This window comes from Herbaspirillum lusitanum (genome assembly GCF_026127345.1).
GTDB classification, from domain to species: Bacteria; Pseudomonadota; Gammaproteobacteria; order Burkholderiales; family Burkholderiaceae_D; genus Herbaspirillum; species Herbaspirillum lusitanum.
The window spans coordinates 457,884-478,865 of the sequence record NZ_QXFG01000005.1 but is presented as its reverse complement, the minus strand read 5'-3'; the positions used below and the strand labels follow the sequence as shown (position 1 = coordinate 478,865).

The following is a 20,982-nucleotide window of genomic DNA, read 5'->3' as shown; positions in this document are numbered from 1 at the left end:
TGCTCCGTGGAATCACAATCTCAACCTTTGCGTCCCACTCAAAAAATGATATAACTTGCAACCAATAGCGAGAAGCAGCTATTACCTTTAACCTTATTGGCATTTCCGATGACACGTACACCCGCAGACTGGATGAATCGAATAGGCAGACGATTGAAGCTGCGCGATATATACATACTCTCTGCTGTCGTTCGTTGGGGAAGCATGGCAAAGACCGCATCTCACCTCGGCATGTCTCAGCCGGCCGTATCAGAGGCCATAGCAAGCCTGGAAGGAGCGTTGGGTGTGCGGCTCCTGGATCGTCATGCGCAAGGCGTTGAATCCACAATCTACGCAGATGCGCTTCTCAAACGAGGCCAGGTGATCTTTGATGAGTTGATGCAGGGCGTCAACGACATTGAATTTCTTGCCAATCCAGAAGTTGGCGAGATTCGTATCGCTTGCGCAGAATTTTTGTCGGCAAATTTCCTGCCAAACGCGATCGGTCAATTTTCCCAACAATATCCACACGTAGTTTTTAGCGTTGTCCAACAAGACACCACTACGTTAGAAAATCGCGAGTTGCAGGAACGTACTGTTGACCTTGTACTTGCCCGCACTCCAAGAAATTTTTCAGATGACGATCTCAATGTGGAGGTCTTGTTCGAAGATCCGCATTACATCGTTGCAGGGACAAGCAGTCCCTGGGCGCAGCGAACTAACATCGCCCTGAAGGATCTCGCCGATGAGCCGTGGATCATGCCGCCGTCTTCTATTATTGAAAAGTTTGTAAAAGCAGAATTCGAGAAAAGAGAGCTCAATTTAAATGTGAGCGTCAACGCGGCGTCTATCCTTCTCCGTAATCAACTCCTGTCTACAGGACGCTACATCTCCGTGATGCCTCTTTCCCTGTTGTCGGGCAATTCCACTCAATGGTCACTTAAAGCGCTAGATATGGAGGATGTTCACATGACGCCGCCCCCGATCTCCCTCATTACACTAAAGAGACGCATGCTAAGCCCCGTGGTAGAGCGCTTCGTCGAGCACCTTAGGACCCTGGCCAAAACAATGGGACCGGAAACAAATTCCGTTGACGGACGTGGACATTAAAGACTGGCAACCGAGGGCGACTTAAGCGCTGCAGGTTGTTTAACTAGTCACGAACCCACAATTGATCGAAGTGAGATTAGCCGACTCGTCCCCCGACTCGGCGAAAGCCCAAACAATTTACAACTTAAAAACGGCTACGGCTTGCACAAGCCCCTGGGCTTGTACTTTCAACTGCTCGGCAGCGGCTGCACTTTCTTCAACGAGCGCTGCATTTTGCTGAGTAACCTCATCCATTTGATTGACAGCCTTGCTAATCTGAGCAACGCCTAAACTCTGCTCCGCACCGGCAGCGCTGATTTCGTTCACGATGCTTGAAAGATCCGCAATGACATCGACAATCTCTTGCATTGCCGCCCCTGCATGTCCAACTAGCTCCATACCTTGGTCCACCCGTTGCACACTGTTGGAAATCAGCTCCTTGATTTCCTTTGCTGCTTGAGCACTGCGCTGGGCAAGATTGCGAACCTCACTCGCGACGACGGCAAAACCACGCCCCTGCTCTCCCGCCCGAGCAGCTTCCACTGCGGCATTCAATGCCAGAATATTGGTTTGAAATGCCAGACCATCAATAACTCCAATAATGTTAGCGATCTGCTTAGAACTATCATTGATCCCATTCATGGTCTGTACAACTTTCCCCACGACCTCGCCTCCCGCAGTGGCAACTTGCGATGCAGTTACAGCAAGCTCATTGGCATGGTGTGCGTTGTCGGAATTATTGTGAACAATCACCCCCAACTCTTCCATCGATGCAGACGTTTGCTCAAGCGCACTGGCTTGCTCCTCCGTTCGCTGGCTAAGGTCGAGATTTCCGAGGGCAATTTCCTCGCTGGCGGTGGCTACCGTTTCTGCTCCTTGTCGAACACCCTTCACGACACTAGCCAGGCTGTCTTGCATGCTTCTAAGCTGCGCCATCAGGCTAGTATTGTCATTCATCTTCAGTACGATCGGCACGCTTAGATCGCCGCTGGCCACCCGCCTCGCAAATTCGGCCGCTTCCGACGGCTCCGCTCCGAGTTGTCGACTAAGAGATTGCACAACCCAAGTTCCAAAAATGATGGCAAAGAATACGCCCCCGACGATGGCCGAGAGAAAATATTGCCGTAACCTGGCGTTCCGTTCTTGTGCCTCAATGAAAGTTTTTTGAGCTTCCTGAATATGATATTTTTGGAGCGCTTGATTACTCTGTCTCACTGGCAAAAACAATGGTCCTGCGGACTCGACAAGGAGACGCCTGGCATTCTCAGCGTTATTCTTCTGGATCTCTTCCAACGTCGCTCGCAAGCCGGCGCTGATGAATTTTTGTTTTGCGTCTGAAAAGGCTTTAATCAAACGTGCCTCCTCCATATCTCCCCTACGCTGCGTATAGGCTTTCCATGTCTTGTCGACATCTGCTAGATTCGCCTCGATGGAACTGATTTGCGCATTCTGTGTAGTCACTTCTCTTGTGTGCACCGCAATTGTCAGAGAGAGACGCGCACTCAGTAAGCGGTCGCCGATCCCGCCTAACACAAGCGCAGGTTGCATGTGATCGTCGTAGATTGACTTCATACCCCCTTCCGCTCTTTGCATTCCCCAAAGTCCGAAGGTTCCGATCCCAATGAGTAGCGTGCACAGAATTCCCGCAAGCACCGCAAGCCGCGTGACTACTTTCCAATTCTTCACGATCTTCTCGCTTTCATATTTATTACCTTTCGAATCTATACACCGCGTACTTATACTGCCGTCTCCTGGCAACAATGCGCTCTTAGTCCAGCCTGATCTCTTCACGCCGATTCTCTAAGTACTTCACTATGCGCATTGGAGATCGGCACGGTCCTACCCTTTGAGGCCTGCATTTCTTCATCCTTCAGTAGACGGTGTTCATACCCCCGAACTTCGTCGGTGATGAACAACCGTCTGGTGTCTAAACTTCCACCTCGTTAGAAGCTATGCCGAATGCCAATCATGGTGCCCACCTGGTTCGTCCCTTTGTCCGGCGTCGTTCCTCCGAGGCTGATTGAATAAGCGGCATTGGCACTGTTCTGCAGAAACGCTAAATTCGCATACAGGGCCGTACGCTTGGACAAAAAATAAGTAACGTTGACCATCTCCATGGTGGCCCGGGTATTTTGTTGAGAATTGATAATCCTCTGAACCAAGCCTTGAACTGAGAGTGCAGCAGTGAATTGATACAGCGCCTCCAACGTCATTTGATTGGAAGTAATTGAAGCCCCGGACAGCGTTTGGGGCGAGACGTATCGATGTTCCCAGAGCGCCGACATCTTGAGAGCGCCAGTTTTGTAGTAGAGGTTCGTCAACAGACGATTATCCCGATTTGAGTTTGATGTGAAAGTGAGCGGCGCCACGCCATTGAACATATTCACAGCAGATCCGGGGCCACCATATTGGCTGTCATAAGCAATGCCAACGCCCCACGGGTCTCCGGTGAAGCTCAGCATGGCCGACCACTCTCGGCAAGCAGAAGCGTTTCCTGGCAGTTCGCCGGCACAAGTACCTTCGCCGGGCGTATTGAAGCCTCCAGGTGGCGAATTGTCTCGCCCGAATGAATAACTCAAGCCGGTGTTCAAGGCACCAATGCTGTGCTTGTAGGCCACGGTGTTATCTGAACGTGAATTCGGAATCCACGGATCCAGAGATCCGAACCCATGGATATTGGATCCGACCCAGCTAAACTGACTGAACTCTTGCAGCAGCATTGAGTACTGCCGACCAAGGGTCACGGTTCCGTAAGGCCCTTCAATTCCAACAAATGCCTGGCGGCCAAATAATCTTCCCCCTTGTTTCATGATGCCTGTCCCGACATCCAATCCGCTCTCTAAAGTAAACAGCGCCTGCCACGAGTCACCCAACGGCTCTTTCCCCGTCAACCCCCATCTCGATGGCGCCGTCCCCGTATTGATGGGTATCCGCACGACAGAAGCCTTTTTGGCCGCCGCGTTGTTGATGTACTCGATCCCTGTATCCAAGACTCCATAGATCGTCACATTCTGTGCTTGAGCTTGCATGCAGAAAGCGCTTGTTATGAAAGCGCATCCGATCGCAGCCAATTTCATCTTTTTCATGGTCTCCTCCGTATATAGTTTTATTTATCAAGCGGTAAAAACAGCTCGAGTTGAATCACCTCTTTTGGGGATTTCAACGTTTCGTACGGCCGAGCAAAACCAACACACTGGCTCTGAACCAGTGCGAGTGCGTCAGGTTTGCATTCGGGTTATTTCATTGAAACTGAGGCGACGAGCTCGCCGGGACTTACACTACCTGATACAACTCAAATCTAAATTTCATCAGCATGTTGTGCAGTACCTCCCTTCACGACTTTCTCTCACAAAAAAAATCTAGGGAAACGACAGCTTAAGTTGTATTTTTCCGTAAGACTTGTACAACTAGACACTGACGTCCTGCGATCGCTTATACGGATCCCAGCTTGCCATTTGTCACGTCCTGGCCTCGCGCCAGTAACGCTATTGTCGAGAAAAACATCGCGAGGACCCAGAACAACGGACCGAGAATTCCCGGCCAAACGGGCATGTAGCCCGGGACGAGAACGAAGAGGATGAAGCCAACATCAGCCACTCCAACAACGGCGAAGTTGATCCAGTATCCCCACACATTGTTTTTCCAATTCAATGTGATAGCGATGGCGATCCCGGTGATCGAAAAGAACAGAAGATTCCAGGCAGACTGGAAAATTCGCCCTTGCAGCATAGACGGCTCCAAGGATCGCCCCATCATGTAGACCGAATTTGCCGCCATGACATGCAAGAGCGCCCAGATGATATAGAGGACCGCGCCGATCTTCGCGTTGGTGTTTGACTTGTTCATAAAATCCCTAAAAAAGAAATCATTGTTAGCTTGACTCGACTCACTAGGAAGAGAGCCGAGCCACATCTGTTAGGACGGTCAAATTCTGACCATTGACGCATCCGAAAAATGCTTCTTGTATCGCTCCAGTGCGATGTCCGAATCAAACTCTCCCGCCGCCTTACTCACGACCACTGTCGCTACTATGTTGCCGATCGCAGTAAGGGTTGCTCGACCAATGGACATGAATGGCTCGATGCCGAGAAGTAGCGCCACACCTTCAATTGGTACGACGTGTGTCGAGGCCACAGTCGATGCAAGTACGACAAAGGCACTACCTGTGACACCAGCGGATCCTTTGGATGTGAGCATCAAAACTAATAGGATCCCGATTTGCTCTGCCATTCCAAGTTCGATGCCATAGACCTGCGCGATAAAGAGAACGCTCATCGAAAGATAGATTGCGGCGCCATCCTGGTTGAATGAATAGCCGGTCGGCATGACGAGCCTCACAGAGCGCTTGGAGCATCCCAGCGCTTCAAGCTTCGCCATCAGCGTAGGCAGTACGCTTTCGCTTGGTACGGTTCCGAGAACGAGGAAGATTTCGTCTTTGCAATACTTCAACAGACGCCACAAACTCAACCCGTTGAAGCGTGCAATCAAACCCAATACCACGAAGACAAAGAAGGCCATTGTCAGGTACACGTAGATGACCAGTTGGCCAAGCACGATCAACGAGCTGGCACCATATTTTCCTACGGCGAACGAGATCGCACCAAAAGCCGCAATGGGAGCATATTTCATCACGATCTTGATCACGCCGAACAACACCTCGCAGATCTTCTCGAAGAATTCTTCGACAGGTTTTCCACGCGGCCCTAGCAACGACAGCGCGCAGCCAAAGAAGATTGAGAACACAATGATCTGAACAAGGTCCCCATTCGCAAATGCCTTAATTGCATTGTCTGGGAAAATTGCCAGTACTGTCTCGACCCATGGCTTCGGAGCCACCTTTGCAGCGGCAGGAAGTGCCGCATTTGCTATGTCTCCGATGGCGACGCCAACACCAGGTTTTGCAAAGTTAGCGACCACCATACCCAGCGCGAGGGCCACTGTAGTGACAATCTCGAAATAAATCAGCGCAAGAAAGCCCAACCGGCCCGTTTGACGTAGATCGCCCGCGCTTGAAATTCCTGTGACAATCATGATAAAGACGATGGGCCCAATGACCATCTTGATCAGACGCACGAAAACATCTGCCAGGGGCTTCAGATCTTTTCCAATGTCCGGAAAGTAATGACCAACGATAAGACCTAAGAGCACCGCAACGAAAACTTGAAACGTACGCCCGCGATACCAGCGGGACGGTCTTTTTGCTACAGGTTCTGACATGTGTATCTCCATCCTTTTTTAATATTTCTCTGCCCCGAAGTGATCTGTAGAAATTTTTATACGCTCACTTCGGGGCTTCGCCAGTGACTGGCGTGAGTTGCTAGAATTTAGTGCGCATTCCTATCGTAGTGTAAAGTTGGCTACGATCAGCTGACCCCGAGAGGCCACCGGCATTGTAAATAGCAGCTTGTGTGGCATCGCCAAGCGCTTTTTGCCAGACAGTAATTCCGTACAAACTAGTACGGTTTGACAAGGTGTATTCAACTCCGAGGTTGATCTGCTCCCATTTTGGCCGATTACCGACCGCGAACTTCCCTAGGCTGTTGCCTCCCTCACCTTGTCCGTCTGTATAAATGAATGCGACGCTCGCCTGCCATTGAGGGGCAAATTTGTAGCGACCATTAAGCTCATAGTTCATCAGCCTCAGAGCTGTGCGGTCGCCGTAGTTAAGTCTCACCCAGCTGGAGATGAACCCTGTCGTGAAAGCCCCCTGCGTATAGTTTGCGCCTGCTGTAGCGACCTGTTGCTTGGCCACGGGGCCATAAAAGATATTCCGGAGATTCACATAGTCGCCGGACACGGCACCAGTCGGGTTGCTGCCCCCAGTGTTCCCCGCTGCCGGCTGATCCACTTGGAGGTAAGCCGCCGCCGCAATCCAAGGGCCGTTTTGATAGCGAGCACCAAACGTATAGGCACGGTCATTGGTGAAGCCTGTACCGGTGCCACCTGATGCTTGTTCGCTGAAGGCGTAGCCCCCACCGAGTATTAATCCAGCGATGTCCGGTGTCGAGTACTTAACAGTGTTGTTCAGTCGAAACGAGTTATAGAGGTTATCCGAGTCACCTACGTGCGAGCCGACGCCCCCTGCCCATTGCTTGGAAGACGCCAGCGCCCCGACATACTCGGCGCCGAAGTCGTAGTCACGACCCAGTACCAGCTTACCGAAGCGAGGATTTTGAAGACCTAGAATAGATTGCCGGCCAAATAGTCGACCACCTTGGCTTAGTCCGCCGTTATTGATGTTGAAGCCGGATTCGAGCTGCAAGAGCGCCTGCGTGCCGCCGCCAAGGTCTTCCCGACCGTTTAAGCCCCATCGCGACTCGCTTGAGCTTGCAACCCGATAGATTTTTTGGCCCACCACAGTCCCCGTGGGGGCCGAGTGATTAACATAGGCAAGGCCGTCGTCAAGAAAACCCCAGAGTGTCACGCTGCTTTGCGCGAGCGCGGCCTGGGAAACGAGCAAGCTACATGCAATACAAGTCTGTCGAAGCATTTGTGTGGTCTCCACGTTTTGATATTTTTTTCACAGATGTCTGCCTCTATTGTTTTAACTTAGGCAGTACTCTGGTTGATTGCAAAGCCGCCCCTGTCGCGAGCCCACCTAAGGCGAACTATAGAGGGTAGGCAAAGGGATGGCGAAAATACAGCCTGGAGTTCTGAAAACTTAGAACCGATCCCTCTTTAACGGCTTTTTGATGAAAAAATGATATGCGTAACCGAAATTGACAGGAAGCTGGAATTTCGACCAGCCCTATCTGTTTTCCCTATAGCTCCTACTGCAAGCATTCGGCTTCAACAGGCAGATTTCCTTGCTGCCTTTCCCTGAAATGCTGATTCATTGCCACACATAACTAGTTCTGCTGACGAGCTCGCCGACGAGCCATCCAGAATTGATGAATCCAGGGCAAGACTAAAATGACGACGCCGACGGCACCCAAATATCCCACGAGAATTCGCCGCGTCAGCAGATCCCAAGAGCTTTGACTCCAACGCTCAAACGCAACGTTGGCAAAGGCTCCCGCGACGCAAGTAAGAAAGCAATTCAGCAATCCAGGAAGAATCACGCCGACCCCACGCAAATATCGCATCTTTAGCGCCTTAGTAATGCGGCTCAGGCTCATGTTGTGTCGCACGGAAACTTTTCTCTGATACGGTAAAGGATTCACGAAGCCTCCCCACCCAAAATGGTGCCGTACCATGCAGTCGCATGAACAGCAACCTATCGGGAGGTACGATTGGTGCCAAGCTTATTAGGATGAACAAGGGAAGAGAAGGTGCCGGCTCGGTTGACTCTCAGATCTTCTGAGCTATGTGGATCAATCACTCTCCGCATGGAATAGTTTCGATGGTAGCGGGACAAGCTTCAACTAAAGAAGCTGGAAATTCAGTTACCCCTATAGGAAGGCGCGATAACTCCCATCCGTTCAAGTAACTGGCAGGTAGGGCGTGCAAAAACTCACTGCCGCCATACTCACAAAAAAGTCCGCATCGGACGGCGCGCTCCCCCAGCGCGAACCCCACTGGCAACACCTGAGCTCGCAAGCTGTACACCCCGACCTCAAGGTCGACCAACAAGGACGTGTACTGTTTTGTTCATGCAGTAACCCTGCGAGGATGCGTCCGCCGCGCGCTAGGAGAACTTTGCCAAGCACCGCTGCACGATCTCGACTACGAGTGTCATTCCCGCACCTTTAGGCTTCGGCCGAACGCATTTTTGAATTATCCACTCGCAATTCGCAATATCTCGCCTACCCGGCTACAGCCCTCCCGCCACCAAAGAAGCCCATCGGCCTTTCCGATAGGGGTAAATGAATATGCAGCTTCCGCCCTCCGGTGTCGCTCAGTACGATTCTTCTGCACATTGGATATTCAGGAGACACTCCGCGGCTTAATGGATAGCCGGTCCAATTTTGCATAGAACTCAAAGCAATCACAAACATGACTGAAAGCAATCAAAAATATGACTGAATCGAAAGTAATCGTGATCGGCGCTGGTCCGGTGGGTCTTACGCTGGCAATGGATCTGGCATCGCGGGGCATCGAAGTGGTAGTGGTCGAGACGCGCGCCCCCGGAGAAGCTCCTGCGGTCAAGTGCAACTCTATTTCGTCGCGCTCTATGGAAGTGTACAGACGGCTTGGTATCGCCAAGAAGATTCGCGAAGTAGGCCTTCCTTCGGACCACAGCACCGATGTGCTCTCGACGACAAGCGTCACGGGCATCCCGCTGTCTCGCTTGGTCCTGCCGTCTCGTAACGGCAGAAAGGAAGGTGTCCCGTCCCCTGATAGCTGGTGGCCCACTCCCGAACCTTCGCATCGTGCGAACCAGATATTTTTCGAGCCTGTCATCTTCGAACACGCATCGAAACAATCACGTATTACGATCCTGAACCGGCACGAGTTCACTGAATACGTTCAGGAAAAGCATCGCGTGGTCGCCCGGGTTCGCGACCTGGACTCCGGCGAGATCAAGGAAATTTCCGGCGCATACCTCGTGGGCTGCGACGGTGGCCGCTCTATCATCCGCACGATGATTGGCGCCACGTTCATTGGTACCCCGCAAATTCAGAAAGTGCAGTCGAGTTTCATTCGCGCGCCAAAACTGCTGGAGTTGATCGGATCGAATCCAGCGTGGATGTACTACGCCCTTAATCCGCGCCGCTGTGGCACCATCATTGCAATCGATGGCAAGGAACGCTGGAACGTTCACAACTTCCTCTACAACAACGAGGATTACGACGACATTGATCGTGACTGGGCGATCCGCCAGCTCCTCGGCGTGGGTCCCGACTTCGAGTATGAAATCATCTCGCAGGAAAACTGGGTGGGACGGCGCATGGTGGCCGATAAGATGCGCGATGGCCGAGTCTTCATCGCTGGCGACGCCTGTCACCTTTGGATCCCTGCCGCCGGCTATGGCATGAATGCGGGTATCGCGGACGCAGCCGATCTGGCGTGGATGTTGGCAGCATCGCTGCAAGGCTGGGCTGATGCCGGCATCCTGGACGCCTATGAAGCCGAGCGCAAGCCGATCACCGAGCAGATCTCCAACATCATCACCGAAATGGCTGTCGCAGTCATGCACCAGCGCCGTAACGTGCCTGAAGATATCGAAGAGGATAGCCCTGCCGGCGAGGCATCTCGCAAACGTGTCGGCGAGCAGTCACATGAACTTGAACTTCAACAGCAGTGCTCAGCTGGCCTCAACTACGGCTACTTCTACTCTGGCTCTCCAATCATTGCATATGACGGCGCGGACCATCCGGCATATTCGATGCACGAATACCAACCATCGACTGTCCCTGGTTGCCGGGCCCCCCATGTGTGGTTAGAAGGCCGACGTTCGCTCTATGACGAACTGGGTCCCTACTACACCCTCGTTCGGATCGATCCGACGATCAGCATCGGCCCGCTGGTTCAGGCAGCACACAAGCGCAACGTCCCGATCAAAGTTCTTGATCTGAAGCCTTCGGAGGCAGATGGTCAGTATGAGACGGGCCTAACACTGGTGCGCCCGGATCAATATGTCGCCTGGCGTGGCAATTCGGTGCCGGACGACGCTGAGCAACTGGTGGAGCTCATCCGTGGTGTAGCACGTGTGCGTAAGGCTGCGGAGGTTTGAGCACTATGACGAAAGCGGACTCCGCGAAAAACATTTCGCTTGTCTCATACAGTGACCAAGGTGGACGACCTGATGGTGTGCAAGTCATCGTGCATAAAGGTTACGCCTACGTTGGTCACATGTTCAGTGACGGCTTCAGCGTGCTGGACGTCAGAGACCCACGAAAACCGGAAGCAGTGGCATTCGTGCCAATGCCGAAGAATACGCGCTCACATCACTTGCAAGTCGCTGATAACCTGCTTCTCGCAATCAACGGTCCAAGTATCTGGACTCTGGCTCAGTTTCAGGACCAGAGTAAGTATTTCGCCAGTACGCTAACGACCTCGTTTAAAGACAGCGAACTTGCCTTCGCTGCCGGCGTCCGAATCTACGACATCAGCGTACCATCGGCGCCTCGAGAAATTGCGTTCCTTGACATTCCAGGTCTTGGCGTGAACCGCATCTGGTGGACCGGTGGTCGATACGCGTATGTAGCAGTTCACGAGCAGGGCTACACCGATCACGTCATGGCAGTGATCGATCTTTCGGTCCCTGAGCGGCCGGAGATTGTGAGTAGATGGTGGCTGCCTGGTCAGTGGAGTGCGGGTGGCGAGCAGTCTGACTTGCCAAAGGGACGTCGCTACGCCGCTCACCATGCAATCGTTGCCGGCGACATTGCCTACGGCGCATGGCGTGACGGCGGCATTACCATCCACGACATCAGTGATCTGAGCAAGCCGTCTATGGTCAGTCATCTGAATTTATCCCCGCCGTTCACCGGCGGAACCCATACCGTACTTCCCCTTCCTGATCGAAATCTGCTGGTAGTCGCGGATGAGGCAACGACGGTGAATTGCGCCAATGGGATTCCTCGGATTTGGGTAATGGATATCCGACGACCTGAGACGCCGGTGCCGATTGCGACGCTGCCGGTCCCTCGAGAGGTTGACTATTGTGCCAAGGGCGGGAAATTCGGTCCGCACAACTTACACGAGAATCGACCTGGATCGTTTCAAAGTTCCGAGATCATCTTCGCGTCCTACCTCAATGCGGGAGTACGAGTATACGATCTTGGCGATCCATTCCAGCCAACAGAAGTGGCGCACTACGTACCGCCACCACCTGCACGCATGATTGACTCTCGGCCGAACGCGCCCGCAGTGGTGCAATCGGGTGACCTTTTTGTGGACAACGAAGGATTGATTTACCTGACGGACCCGAATGCCGGCCTGCACATTTTGCAATATGAAGGCTAGCAAGCTAGCTCTCCAGCGAGTGGCGTGCGTCGCTTATCAATTGAAATTTTCTACTAAACCAATATGAACATCAAACTTTCACCGACAAAAATTGTACTGGGAACGGCGACGCCAGGTGGAGGCTTCCCTCTGTACGGAGACTCAGCGGCAGCCGCCATCAACGAAACCGATTCATCGCTACTCGTACAAACACGAAATACTGCGGGAAGCGCAGAAAATATTCGCCTACTGGAAGCGGACGAGCTCGACATGGCACTCGTCGCAGGTGAGCCCGCCTATGAGGCCTTTGTTGGCATCGGCCGACCAGCATCGAAACTGAAGATCATTGCTGCAATCTACTCCAGCCCAGGGATGTTCGCCGTCAGGTCTGACAGTCCAGCGAAATCCGTACGGGACCTGGTCGGTAAGCCGATCTCATGGGGAACCCGTGCCTCCGGCATTACCCTGCTCGGCAAGTATGTAATGGATGGCCTTGGCCTGGACCGCGAAACAGATTTTCAGCCCGTCTATCTCGACAAAGCTGGAGACGGCCCGGTCAAGGTCGCTGAAGGCAGCGTGGCTGCACAATGGGGTGCGGGAATTGGCTGGCCTGGCTTCACCGCAATTACCACGGCCGGCGGCCGATTGATCGGTCTCACAGCTGACGAAATCAAGCAAATTCGCACGAAGCACAGCTTCTTGACACCCATTACCGTCCCCGCCAATTCCTATCCCGGTCAATCTGAACCGATTCTGGCGGTAGGATCGTGGAGCTACATTCTTAGTAGGACAAGTCTGGATGACGAAGTCGCTTATCGCTTTGCGAAGGCGCTCGACCGCGGTCACGCCAAGCTAACGCAACTCGTGGAACAGGGGGCAGAGACACGACCACAAAATACCCTGATTGCAGCCCCCAGCTTCGACCATATTCACCCTGGCGTCCAACTCTTTCTGAAGGATATCGGCCTCATCAAAATCGCTTAAACGATTTTTCTTCAATTGACCGGCTACATCCCCTTCCAAGGATGCAGCCGGTATTCGCACGTCCAAATTTAATAACAGATACGTAGTGTTTGCACACGGAGAGTTCTTCTTGACGGAATAAAGATCCAACTATGCACAAATAAGCTCCATTTTTTCTCATCGCCAATGCGAGGACGCTATACGAAAAAATGCGTCAACGGGGCTTGTCGTGCAGGTACTCCACCATCGGAACTTCGGTTCCGGCGATGGCGCCGCTCCTAAACACAGAGTCCATCCGAGCATGCAAACCAATGACCAGCACCGTGCCATTAAAACGTCACAAATGGTTGCAGAATTAAACTCTAATATCTACAATACACGAAGGTTTCGAAATTAAACCGTTCTACTGAAGACTCGGTGCTTCGATATCAAGAAAAATGCAGAGCTAGGGTTTGTCAATGTGTCACGTCACGACCGGAAACTATGATTGAAAAACTGATCGACTCCCTAGTCGAAGAATAATGGCCACTGCGACAGAATCGTTAGTAGATCAAGCAATTGCGCTTATCGAAACAGACGGTTCAATCAAGAGATATGAATCTATCCCAGGTCTCAATACACGACATAAAGGTACCCGTATATAAGGAATGAGTTGTGACGGCTTTTCTAGATCACTATTTTGGATTGATCGTCGTACTTATTTGGTTCAGCACAGGCGTTGTGTTTTTCTTCGCCTTTAAAGACATCTTTAAAAAGAGAAGAAACGAATTTGAACATCAGAATAATGAGCTTCCTCAGCACATATATTCCGAAAAAGTCAGGCGCGTGGAGATGATCTCACTTCATGAAGAGATCGCCCGCAGAAACAAGTTCGACGAAGCATTTTTAAGAAAAAAAGCAGTGCGTACACATCCGAAAGAAATTACGGTTGATATTGGCATGGGCCATCAACCCATAACACCAGTATCGCGAGACCGCCGCACGGGATATCAGTAGTTTTTTCACGAGGTACGGCAATTTCGATGAATGCGGCCCCTTAGGCACTTGCAGTCCTAAATCCACTGCGACTTGGCGAACATTACGGAGTTCTTTTGAGGAAGAGAAGTTGATTGGAGATCATTTGCGTATACGTTATGAGCAACTTCTTCGCTCTCCTGGAACAGCGGACTTTTGAACAGACGGCGATGTAGATGTATCAAAAAAATGCAGTCGATGAAACTTTTCAGAGTTATATGAGGATGTAAAAAAATGAGTGCTACAGAAATTGTAATTTGCAATCCCGTTCGGACCGCTATCGGAACGTATAACGGTTCGCTCAAGGCTATTCCTGCAACAGAACTGGGCGGCGTCGTTATTGCCGAAACATTGTGGCGCTCTGGACTACCGGGAGACAAGGTCGATACCGTCATCATGGGCAACGTCATCCAAGCGGGCGGGCGCATGAATCCAGCGCGACAAGCTGCCATTGGCGGCAATCTTCCCGTGTCGGTGCCGGCCCTGACGGTGAACCGCGTCTGCGGTTCAGGGGCTCAGGCTATCGCGAGCGCGGCCCAGGAGGTTCTTCTGGGATTTGCCGACGTGGCGATCGCAGGTGGCATGGAAAACATGGACCAAGCCCCCTATCTTGTTCCTAACGGTCGCTGGGGAAACCGCATGGGCGACTCCATCATGTACGACAGCATGCTACGCGATGGCCTCAACGATGCATTCTCGGGGCAGCACTCTGGTTGGCATACGGAGGACTTGGTCACAAATGTTGGCCTCTCAAGATTGGATCAGGACGAGTGGGCGGCACGCTCACAGCAACGTTTTTCTCAAGCACAGGCGGCTGGACGTTTCAGCTCTCAGATCGTCGGCGTCAATGTCAAAGTTGGTCGCGAGACAAAGGTGTTCGACAAGGATGAGTCCAATCGTCCCGAGACGACTGTTGAGACCCTAGGAAAGCTCAAAGCTGCCTTTCGGTCTGATGGCACGATCACGGCCGGGAACGCTCCCGGATTGAACTCTGGCGCTGCAGCCATGATCGTGGCTAACCGCGCAAAAGCTGAACATTTAGGTCTTGAACCGGTCGCGCGACTAATCTCCTTCGGTGTTGGCGCTGTGGAACCAGGCCTATTTGGACTGGGGCCAGTTCCGGCCATCCAGCAAGCGCTCGCACGTGCAGGTTGGTCTATTGGCGATGTAGACCGATTTGAAATTAACGAGGCATTTGCGGCGGTGCCGTTGGCGTTGATTCGCAAACTAGGAATCAACCCAGAACTGGTAAATGTGGATGGCGGCGCAATTGCGCATGGCCATCCGATCGGAGCGTCAGGGGCAATCTTGACTGTACGGCTTGTTCATTCCCTTCTGGCAGATGGTCTGCGGCGAGGGATTGTCACACTGTGCATTGGTGGCGGACAAGGAATTGCGCTGGCATTGGAAGTATTGTGAGTTGCCTTAGCTTGCCGGCAGATAGGTCATCCGGAAAATAGCTCCGTCATCAACATAGAGAAAATCAGTGTCAGCGCTTTTACAGGAGTAAACGATGGGCAAACCTAGCGTCAGAGAAAAAGTCATATCAGCCGGTCTTGAAATCTTCCATATTTATGGTTTCAATGCCAGCGCTGTCCAAGACATCACAACTGCGGCGGGGATACCCAAGGGCTCATTCTTCAATCATTTTAAGAGCAAGGAACTGATGGCGCTGGCAGCGCTTTCACGTTATCAGGAGCAAACCCATACAGAAATGTTGTTGGACAAAAAGCAAGCACCTCTGCAGCGGCTACGTTGTCACTTCGAATTTCTAGCAGGCCGGCATGATCAATGGGAGTATGAGCGTAGCTGCATGATCGCTGATTTTGGAACAGAGCTGTCCAGATCTCATCCAAGGATACGTGCGGCGGTTCGGGATGGCTATATCATCTGGAGTGGTCTCATTGCACAGGTTTTGCGTGAAGCCCAAGCCACGAGAGAAATAAATTCAAAACTAGATGTGGATCAAATCGCCCGCTTTCTACTCAATTCCTGGCAAGGTTCTCTGATTCGAATGAAGGCAGAAAAAAGCCGGACCCCATTAAATGATTTCTTTACCCTCGCCTTTGAATTTATATTGAATTAGCGCAGGGGGCAGATCGCCTACATACTCAACATGCGGTGAGCTCGCTCGCCAAACTTTAAGGGTATTGACGCATGCAATCCTTCGACGTCAGTCGTGCTGATTTACAGCGTTTCCGCGAAATGTAGAATTCTAGTCACTCAAATTCAACAACTATAAAAAGCCAAATTCAGGCATAAAACTAGCAAAAAATCTATGGCGCTGAGATTGCGAAGAGATGAAAAAACGAAATCGCGCGACCAAGGCACCATCAAGTATTGCACGAAAATCTTCACGATTCGGCAGTTCGGACGCACGTAGTACGATCACTCTTGACCATCCTAGGACTAGGCAGCAATACGTTTCTATAATCTGAGATAAACTTACCCTCAGACCGACGAATTCAGATTCTTCCTCTCCACAATTAGCCAATAACGAGAAAATCCCATGAAGGATGACATTGCCCTTGCTTGCCCCCAATGCCAGATGCCGGTCATCCGAATCGCCAGCAGTTCGCGTCCTATCCAAGAACAAAAACTCACGTGTCGCGTTTGTGGAAAAATCTCAAAAATTGCAGCTTTAACGACAGAAAATGGCGAGGCGTTTCAGCGCTATCTTCGCAAGATAGACCCTCGCGCGAACATCGAAATTTACAGCTATAAGCGATAACTTTCACTGTCTGCAAAACTAAAAGTTGTTTAGTGGTTATTACAAAAAATACTTCAATCAATAACTAGGAATTATCGTGAGATTTTTTGACAAAGAAGGCCGAATCTTAAATGTCTGGCTGCCAGTCATCGGGGGGCCGATCGTAGCCATTGTTACGTTTGTAGTCAGCTATTGGATTGACCCTCTCGGACTTAAGGAAACGAAGGCCATCGCGGCCTTCTTTTTCTCTATGGTGACACTTATGATAGGGCAATGGCTGGTTACTGTAACGGAGGTCCAAAAGTCGGCTCAATATTCGGACAGACTTTATGACGCGATCAAAAATTATCTTCACGTTACGAAGATCGGTTCGCCAGAGGCGGCATTTCGCTATATTCATAGCCGCTTGCCCATTCTTAGCGAGGTACAAAACACTCGACTCAACACGTCGGATGAAATCGAGCGTGCCACCGAAAAACTTTACGAAAGCAATATTTTTAATCGGCTCAACCGAGACATCCCCTCCTACTGTCGGGATGAACTGATATGGAAAGATTTGGGCGATCTGGGTGCGACTGCTGGCCTTCGTGATATTCATCAGCGAACCATGAGTATCAATTCAGGTAAGGCGGGCCGCTATAAATTCAAAATACTTACCCATGCAGAGCCACAGATAAATTTCATTCTGTTGGAGTACAAAAGCGGCGAAAAGGAAGTGCTCTTCAATTGGGATTTCAGAAGCACCGGGCAGGATCCGATTGTTTTAGTGTCTCGAGATACTCACATTGTCGAGATGTTTTCGGTCCAGTTTCATATGCTGTGGCGCTCAGCGGCGAACGATCATGATAGCCAAGCTATTAAATCCACCTCAACGAAATAAGATGGACTACCTTGGGATGCACCATCAGTTTTGTTTTCCATCCACGATATTAGTCTCTCTGCTGCGTCTTCGCTGACATAACGAGATGTCCAGTTCATCGTGTTCAGGAAATAATCTTTGAATTCCTCCGGATAGGGTGATACTCGCCGGAAAGTCTCAAAGTCTATGTTTTGACATTCAAAAAATTCAGCTTTACGTAAGGTTTCGAAAACTCGGTCCAAATCATAGTGTTTGAATTGTTCGCTTCCTGCGAGGGCCGCCATCAAGCTTGTATCAATAATTTGGCGGTCCTTGTTATCCATTGGGCCCACTCGTAGTAAGGCGCCATCGTACTGCCTGACGACTAAGCTTCCGCCAGGAAGAATTTTTCTTCGAAGAGCGCGAAGAAGCGCCGGCAAATCGGATATGTAAGGAAATATGTTGAAAGCCAAATAGATATCGGCATCGGGGAGAGCCGCCGCATTGTTCTCGATATCCACGGTCAGGAACTGTTTAGGATTGGAGTACCGCTGAAGCCTCTTCTTTGCCTTTTGTAAGCACTCTGGGTCTAAATCAATCCCGATGAGCTCACATTCAGCATCTACTGCTTCTGCACATAGTTCTAACCAGAGGCCTGTACCGCAACCTAAATCCACTATGCGCCGGGGAGAGTGAGCCGCAATCTGCTGCGCAAATGCTGTACGTTCGGGAAGTTTGGCGTAGTGATGAGCCTCAAGCCAGTCATCAGATGCTAATGGTTTTCCCGAATTGTTATGCCAATTTCTCATCGATAATTCCTAGTTATCGATTGATTTCTAGGCGCTTTCGGACGTTGACCCGAGAAATCCGTTCTCGCAACGCATGGTCTGCCACATGCGTATAGATTTCTGTCGTGGTAATGCTGGCATGTCCCAATAATTTCTGGACAAAGCGAATATCAACTCCTGCCTCCAAAAGCTGCGTCGCAGCCGTGTGCCTCAGCATATGGGGCGTTACTCTCTTAATAAGCTCCACATTCTCGGCAAATGTTCGAATTATTCTTCTAATGTACTGATCAGTCGCCGGCCTTCCCAGGCCATTTAAAAAAAGAGCGTCGGTAACGTCATTCCCAAATCGCTGTCGCACGCTTTGCCGATATGCACGGATTCTTGTCGACGTCACTCGGTCAGGAAAAACGACCCGGCGCTCTCGATTACCTTTGCCGAGAATATAAATCTGTCTGGCGGTATGATCTATATCCTGGATCTTGATACTCACCAGCTCCCCTACTCTCACGCCGGTCAGAGTGAGAATTTCAATAGCTAGCCGGGCCGTTAGGCGGTCCCATTGGCGCCTATCCCATAAAGTCTTCCCGTTGACGAGTACCCGCTCTGCAAGCATCTCAGGATCAACGGCAACGAGTTTCCTCATCTCTAACGTCTGGACATTACGTGGAAGACGCTTAGGAATTTTAATTTTTAGCCGTAGTCGCTCTGTGATGTTCGATGCTATTAGCTCTTCTTGAAATAGCCAGCGCACAAACACTTTGATAGTAGCAAGCCGTCTTTTTATCGTAGATGCTTTCAGGTCTGGATCCGAGCGCCAGACATGGATCGCAGAATTAATCCATATTTCTGTAAATCTATCGAGTGACTTAGGAAAATCAACCTGCTTCTCAAATTGCTGTAAATCTCCCCGATAGGCATTGATTGTGTGAGGGCTTAATTTTTTTTCTACTTCGCAATACTTCAGGAATAGTTTACTCGCTTCAGATAAATCCATACGACCTCCGTAATTGGGAAGGCAATAGTATTCTGAAGTACTAGGACATCCACTCTTACGGGTTTCTCTGACTAAGGTTAAGGACGGACACGGGAAAACAGGAAGAATTGTTGCTGCAACAGCTTTTAAAGACATCTCATGGTCGAGGCCGCCCTATCGACAGACACTGATTTCCCCAAGCTATACAGACCAGCGCATGTTTTTCGCAATCGCGAATTCGGATTGCTCGCCGATATGCTCAATCAGATCCACGGCCAATGCTTTAGCTACAGGACGCAATTCAAGTGGAAGCGCCAATTCCAACGCCAAGAGAACACGTACCTTGGGTGGTCGCAATGGGTGGTCAATCCGCGCTTGGGCTTCCAACACCGCTTTGTATTTCACGACTTGGTAGAGACCGCGCTCGTAATCGCGGAGATTGCCATCTGAGGTAGACGCCTTAACTTCCACTCCGATCCATTCGGTAGCGGATTTAAAAAGCACGTCAATGGCATCGCCAGAACGAAGCCCATATTCGCAATGCGACTGGATATCTGGTTGTGCTCCCACCAGAGCCGGCTGCGCGGCGATAAATTCCTTGAGCGCGCGGTGCTGTGGAGACTCGCCGCCTGCGCGGCCGTCTCTACGGTTTCCGTCAGCCGCGTTCGAATCAGGTGCATCACCGGGAAGTTGAAGGACCGACAACACGTTTCGCCAGTGGCTTCCAAATCGCAGGATCCGCAAATATTCCAGTTCAACCTGATCGGCCTTCTCTTCGCGAGACAAAGTCGGATAGTTCGGCCAACGCCCCCCTAGACCGATGCCGGGCAGGCCGCGATCAGGACCGGACTTGTCAACCACGACGGTAGTTAGGTACGGAACCTCCTCCCGCATAAGCTTGGCGGCTTGATCAATATGTAGCATTGCTCTGCCGAGCACATCCCCCATCCCTAGCGCCATCGGATCGCCATGCATGTCACGGCGATCGAGTCGTTCGGCCAGATCCTCATAGGTTATCGTGGTCATGACCTCGTCGCGTTGCGCCAACACGTGCGTGATCAGCACAGGAATGCAGGCCAAAGCCAATTCTTCATTGCTGCGGTTGCCAATAGCAGTGACAGCTGTTTCGACGAGTGAAATAGCTGCGCCTTCGGGTAGTTGCCAACGCGCACGAAAGTCGAAGCGCTGTCGCTCGGACTTGAATTCCTGCAGGAATTTCAACGCTTCATCAAGCGTGGCAAAGCCAATACGAAACCAGCTGACGGCCTCACTGCGCTGGTGGACATTGACGTCCCGCTCGCCGTAGTGCTGCCGCTGATACTGTAACCAGCGCAACATGGCTAGGACTTCCGATTGAGTATCTACCAATCGGTCATGGTTCAACGCGAATTCAACCGCATTTCCCTGCGCGTTATCTGAGACATAGCCAGACGCAATCTGGCAGTCAGAACGACGGACACGCCACCCATGTGCGAGCTCACTGAAGGATCTTCGATTTCCGGGCAATGCGTCGAGCATGGCTTCTGCGACACGGGTATCACTCAACGCAGGTAATGTTTTTAACATGGGATCGGCTGTGAATATAACGCCTAATTATTGCCGATAGCCAGGCAGTTGTGTCACGTATCGATGGCCCGTGATTTCAAGCGTAAGCTTCGTTCTCTTTCGTGTGCTTGCCCTGAATTCCCCATGTGCGGAACTACCTCGTCAGCTGATTTAGTTGCCTTTCTCTACCACGCTTTACCCACGCAAAGACGGCATCCAAAAACGACACCATGACCATGCAAAATCGATATTT

At 51.2% G+C, this 20,982-nt stretch carries 17 protein-coding genes; 9 read left to right on the top strand and 8 right to left on the bottom strand.

The features are described from left to right. The first annotated feature begins 108 nt into the window (after nt 1–108). Complete coding sequence (locus DXT88_RS06390; protein ID WP_321161103.1) at nt 109–1,089, top strand: LysR family transcriptional regulator; 981 nt, start codon at nt 109–111, stop codon at nt 1,087–1,089. A 117-nt stretch (nt 1,090–1,206) separates the two neighbouring features. On the opposite strand, the gene DXT88_RS06385 is transcribed toward DXT88_RS06390, so the two are convergent. The 5 genes from DXT88_RS06385 to DXT88_RS06365 all read right to left on the bottom strand — a co-directional run bounded on the left by DXT88_RS06385 (nt 1,207) and on the right by DXT88_RS06365 (nt 7,528). Continuing rightward, nucleotides 1,207–2,754 (bottom strand): methyl-accepting chemotaxis protein, encoded by a 1,548-nt coding sequence (locus DXT88_RS06385; RefSeq protein ID WP_265212048.1) that lies wholly within the window; start codon nt 2,752–2,754, stop codon nt 1,207–1,209. A 257-nt stretch (nt 2,755–3,011) separates the two neighbouring features. Next, complete coding sequence (locus tag DXT88_RS06380) at nt 3,012–4,154, bottom strand: porin (protein WP_265212047.1); 1,143 nt, start codon at nt 4,152–4,154, stop codon at nt 3,012–3,014. 346 nt (nt 4,155–4,500) lie between these two features. After that, on the bottom strand, nt 4,501–4,914 hold the full coding sequence (locus DXT88_RS06375; RefSeq protein ID WP_265212046.1) for a hypothetical protein: 414 nt from the start codon (nt 4,912–4,914) through the stop codon (nt 4,501–4,503). 78 nt (nt 4,915–4,992) lie between these two features. After that, complete coding sequence (locus DXT88_RS06370) at nt 4,993–6,285, bottom strand: cation:dicarboxylate symporter family transporter (RefSeq protein ID WP_265212045.1); 1,293 nt, start codon at nt 6,283–6,285, stop codon at nt 4,993–4,995. A gap of 100 nt (nt 6,286–6,385) precedes the next feature. Then, nucleotides 6,386–7,528 carry a porin gene (locus DXT88_RS06365; RefSeq protein WP_265212044.1) on the bottom strand — a complete coding sequence of 381 codons (1,143 nt, stop codon included), beginning with the start codon at nt 7,526–7,528 and terminating at the stop codon, nt 6,386–6,388. Between the two features lie 1,497 nt (nt 7,529–9,025). Here DXT88_RS06365 and DXT88_RS06360 point away from each other — a divergent pair. The 8 genes from DXT88_RS06360 to DXT88_RS06325 all read left to right on the top strand — a co-directional run bounded on the left by DXT88_RS06360 (nt 9,026) and on the right by DXT88_RS06325 (nt 17,465). Continuing rightward, nucleotides 9,026–10,684 (top strand): FAD-dependent oxidoreductase, encoded by a 1,659-nt coding sequence (locus tag DXT88_RS06360; RefSeq protein ID WP_265212043.1) that lies wholly within the window; start codon nt 9,026–9,028, stop codon nt 10,682–10,684. A 5-nt stretch (nt 10,685–10,689) separates the two neighbouring features. Then, nucleotides 10,690–11,919, top strand: a complete 1,230-nt coding sequence (locus tag DXT88_RS06355) for an LVIVD repeat-containing protein (protein WP_265212042.1) — start codon at nt 10,690–10,692, stop codon at nt 11,917–11,919. Nucleotides 11,920–11,982: 63 nt separating this feature from the next. After that, nucleotides 11,983–12,882: a TAXI family TRAP transporter solute-binding subunit gene (locus DXT88_RS06350; RefSeq protein WP_265212041.1), complete on the top strand. Its 900-nt coding sequence runs from the start codon at nt 11,983–11,985 to the stop codon at nt 12,880–12,882. 633 nt (nt 12,883–13,515) lie between these two features. Then, the gene (locus DXT88_RS06345) at nt 13,516–13,857 is read left to right on the top strand and encodes a hypothetical protein (protein ID WP_265212040.1); all 342 of its coding nucleotides are present in this window, start codon (nt 13,516–13,518) and stop codon (nt 13,855–13,857) included. Nucleotides 13,858–14,109: 252 nt separating this feature from the next. Further along, nucleotides 14,110–15,294, top strand: coding sequence for a thiolase family protein (locus DXT88_RS06340; RefSeq protein WP_265212039.1), 1,185 nt, complete (start codon nt 14,110–14,112; stop codon nt 15,292–15,294). A gap of 94 nt (nt 15,295–15,388) precedes the next feature. After that, complete coding sequence (locus DXT88_RS06335) at nt 15,389–15,961, top strand: TetR/AcrR family transcriptional regulator (RefSeq protein ID WP_265212038.1); 573 nt, start codon at nt 15,389–15,391, stop codon at nt 15,959–15,961. 423 nt (nt 15,962–16,384) lie between these two features. Beyond that, complete coding sequence (locus DXT88_RS06330) at nt 16,385–16,606, top strand: hypothetical protein (RefSeq protein ID WP_265212037.1); 222 nt, start codon at nt 16,385–16,387, stop codon at nt 16,604–16,606. Between the two features lie 76 nt (nt 16,607–16,682). Further along, a complete protein-coding gene (locus tag DXT88_RS06325; protein WP_265212036.1) occupies nt 16,683–17,465 on the top strand; it encodes a hypothetical protein in 783 nt (260 codons plus the stop codon). Here DXT88_RS06325 and DXT88_RS06320 read toward each other — a convergent pair. The 3 genes from DXT88_RS06320 to DXT88_RS06310 form a co-directional block, all read right to left on the bottom strand. Next, on the bottom strand, nt 17,426–18,232 hold the full coding sequence (locus tag DXT88_RS06320; RefSeq protein WP_265212035.1) for a class I SAM-dependent methyltransferase: 807 nt from the start codon (nt 18,230–18,232) through the stop codon (nt 17,426–17,428). The genes DXT88_RS06325 and DXT88_RS06320 overlap by 40 nt on opposite strands. Before the next feature lie 13 nt (nt 18,233–18,245). After that, nucleotides 18,246–19,205, bottom strand: coding sequence for a tyrosine-type recombinase/integrase (locus DXT88_RS06315; protein WP_265212034.1), 960 nt, complete (start codon nt 19,203–19,205; stop codon nt 18,246–18,248). Between the two features lie 180 nt (nt 19,206–19,385). Further along, complete coding sequence (locus DXT88_RS06310) at nt 19,386–20,750, bottom strand: hypothetical protein (protein ID WP_265212033.1); 1,365 nt, start codon at nt 20,748–20,750, stop codon at nt 19,386–19,388. Nucleotides 20,751–20,982 lie beyond the last annotated feature (232 nt).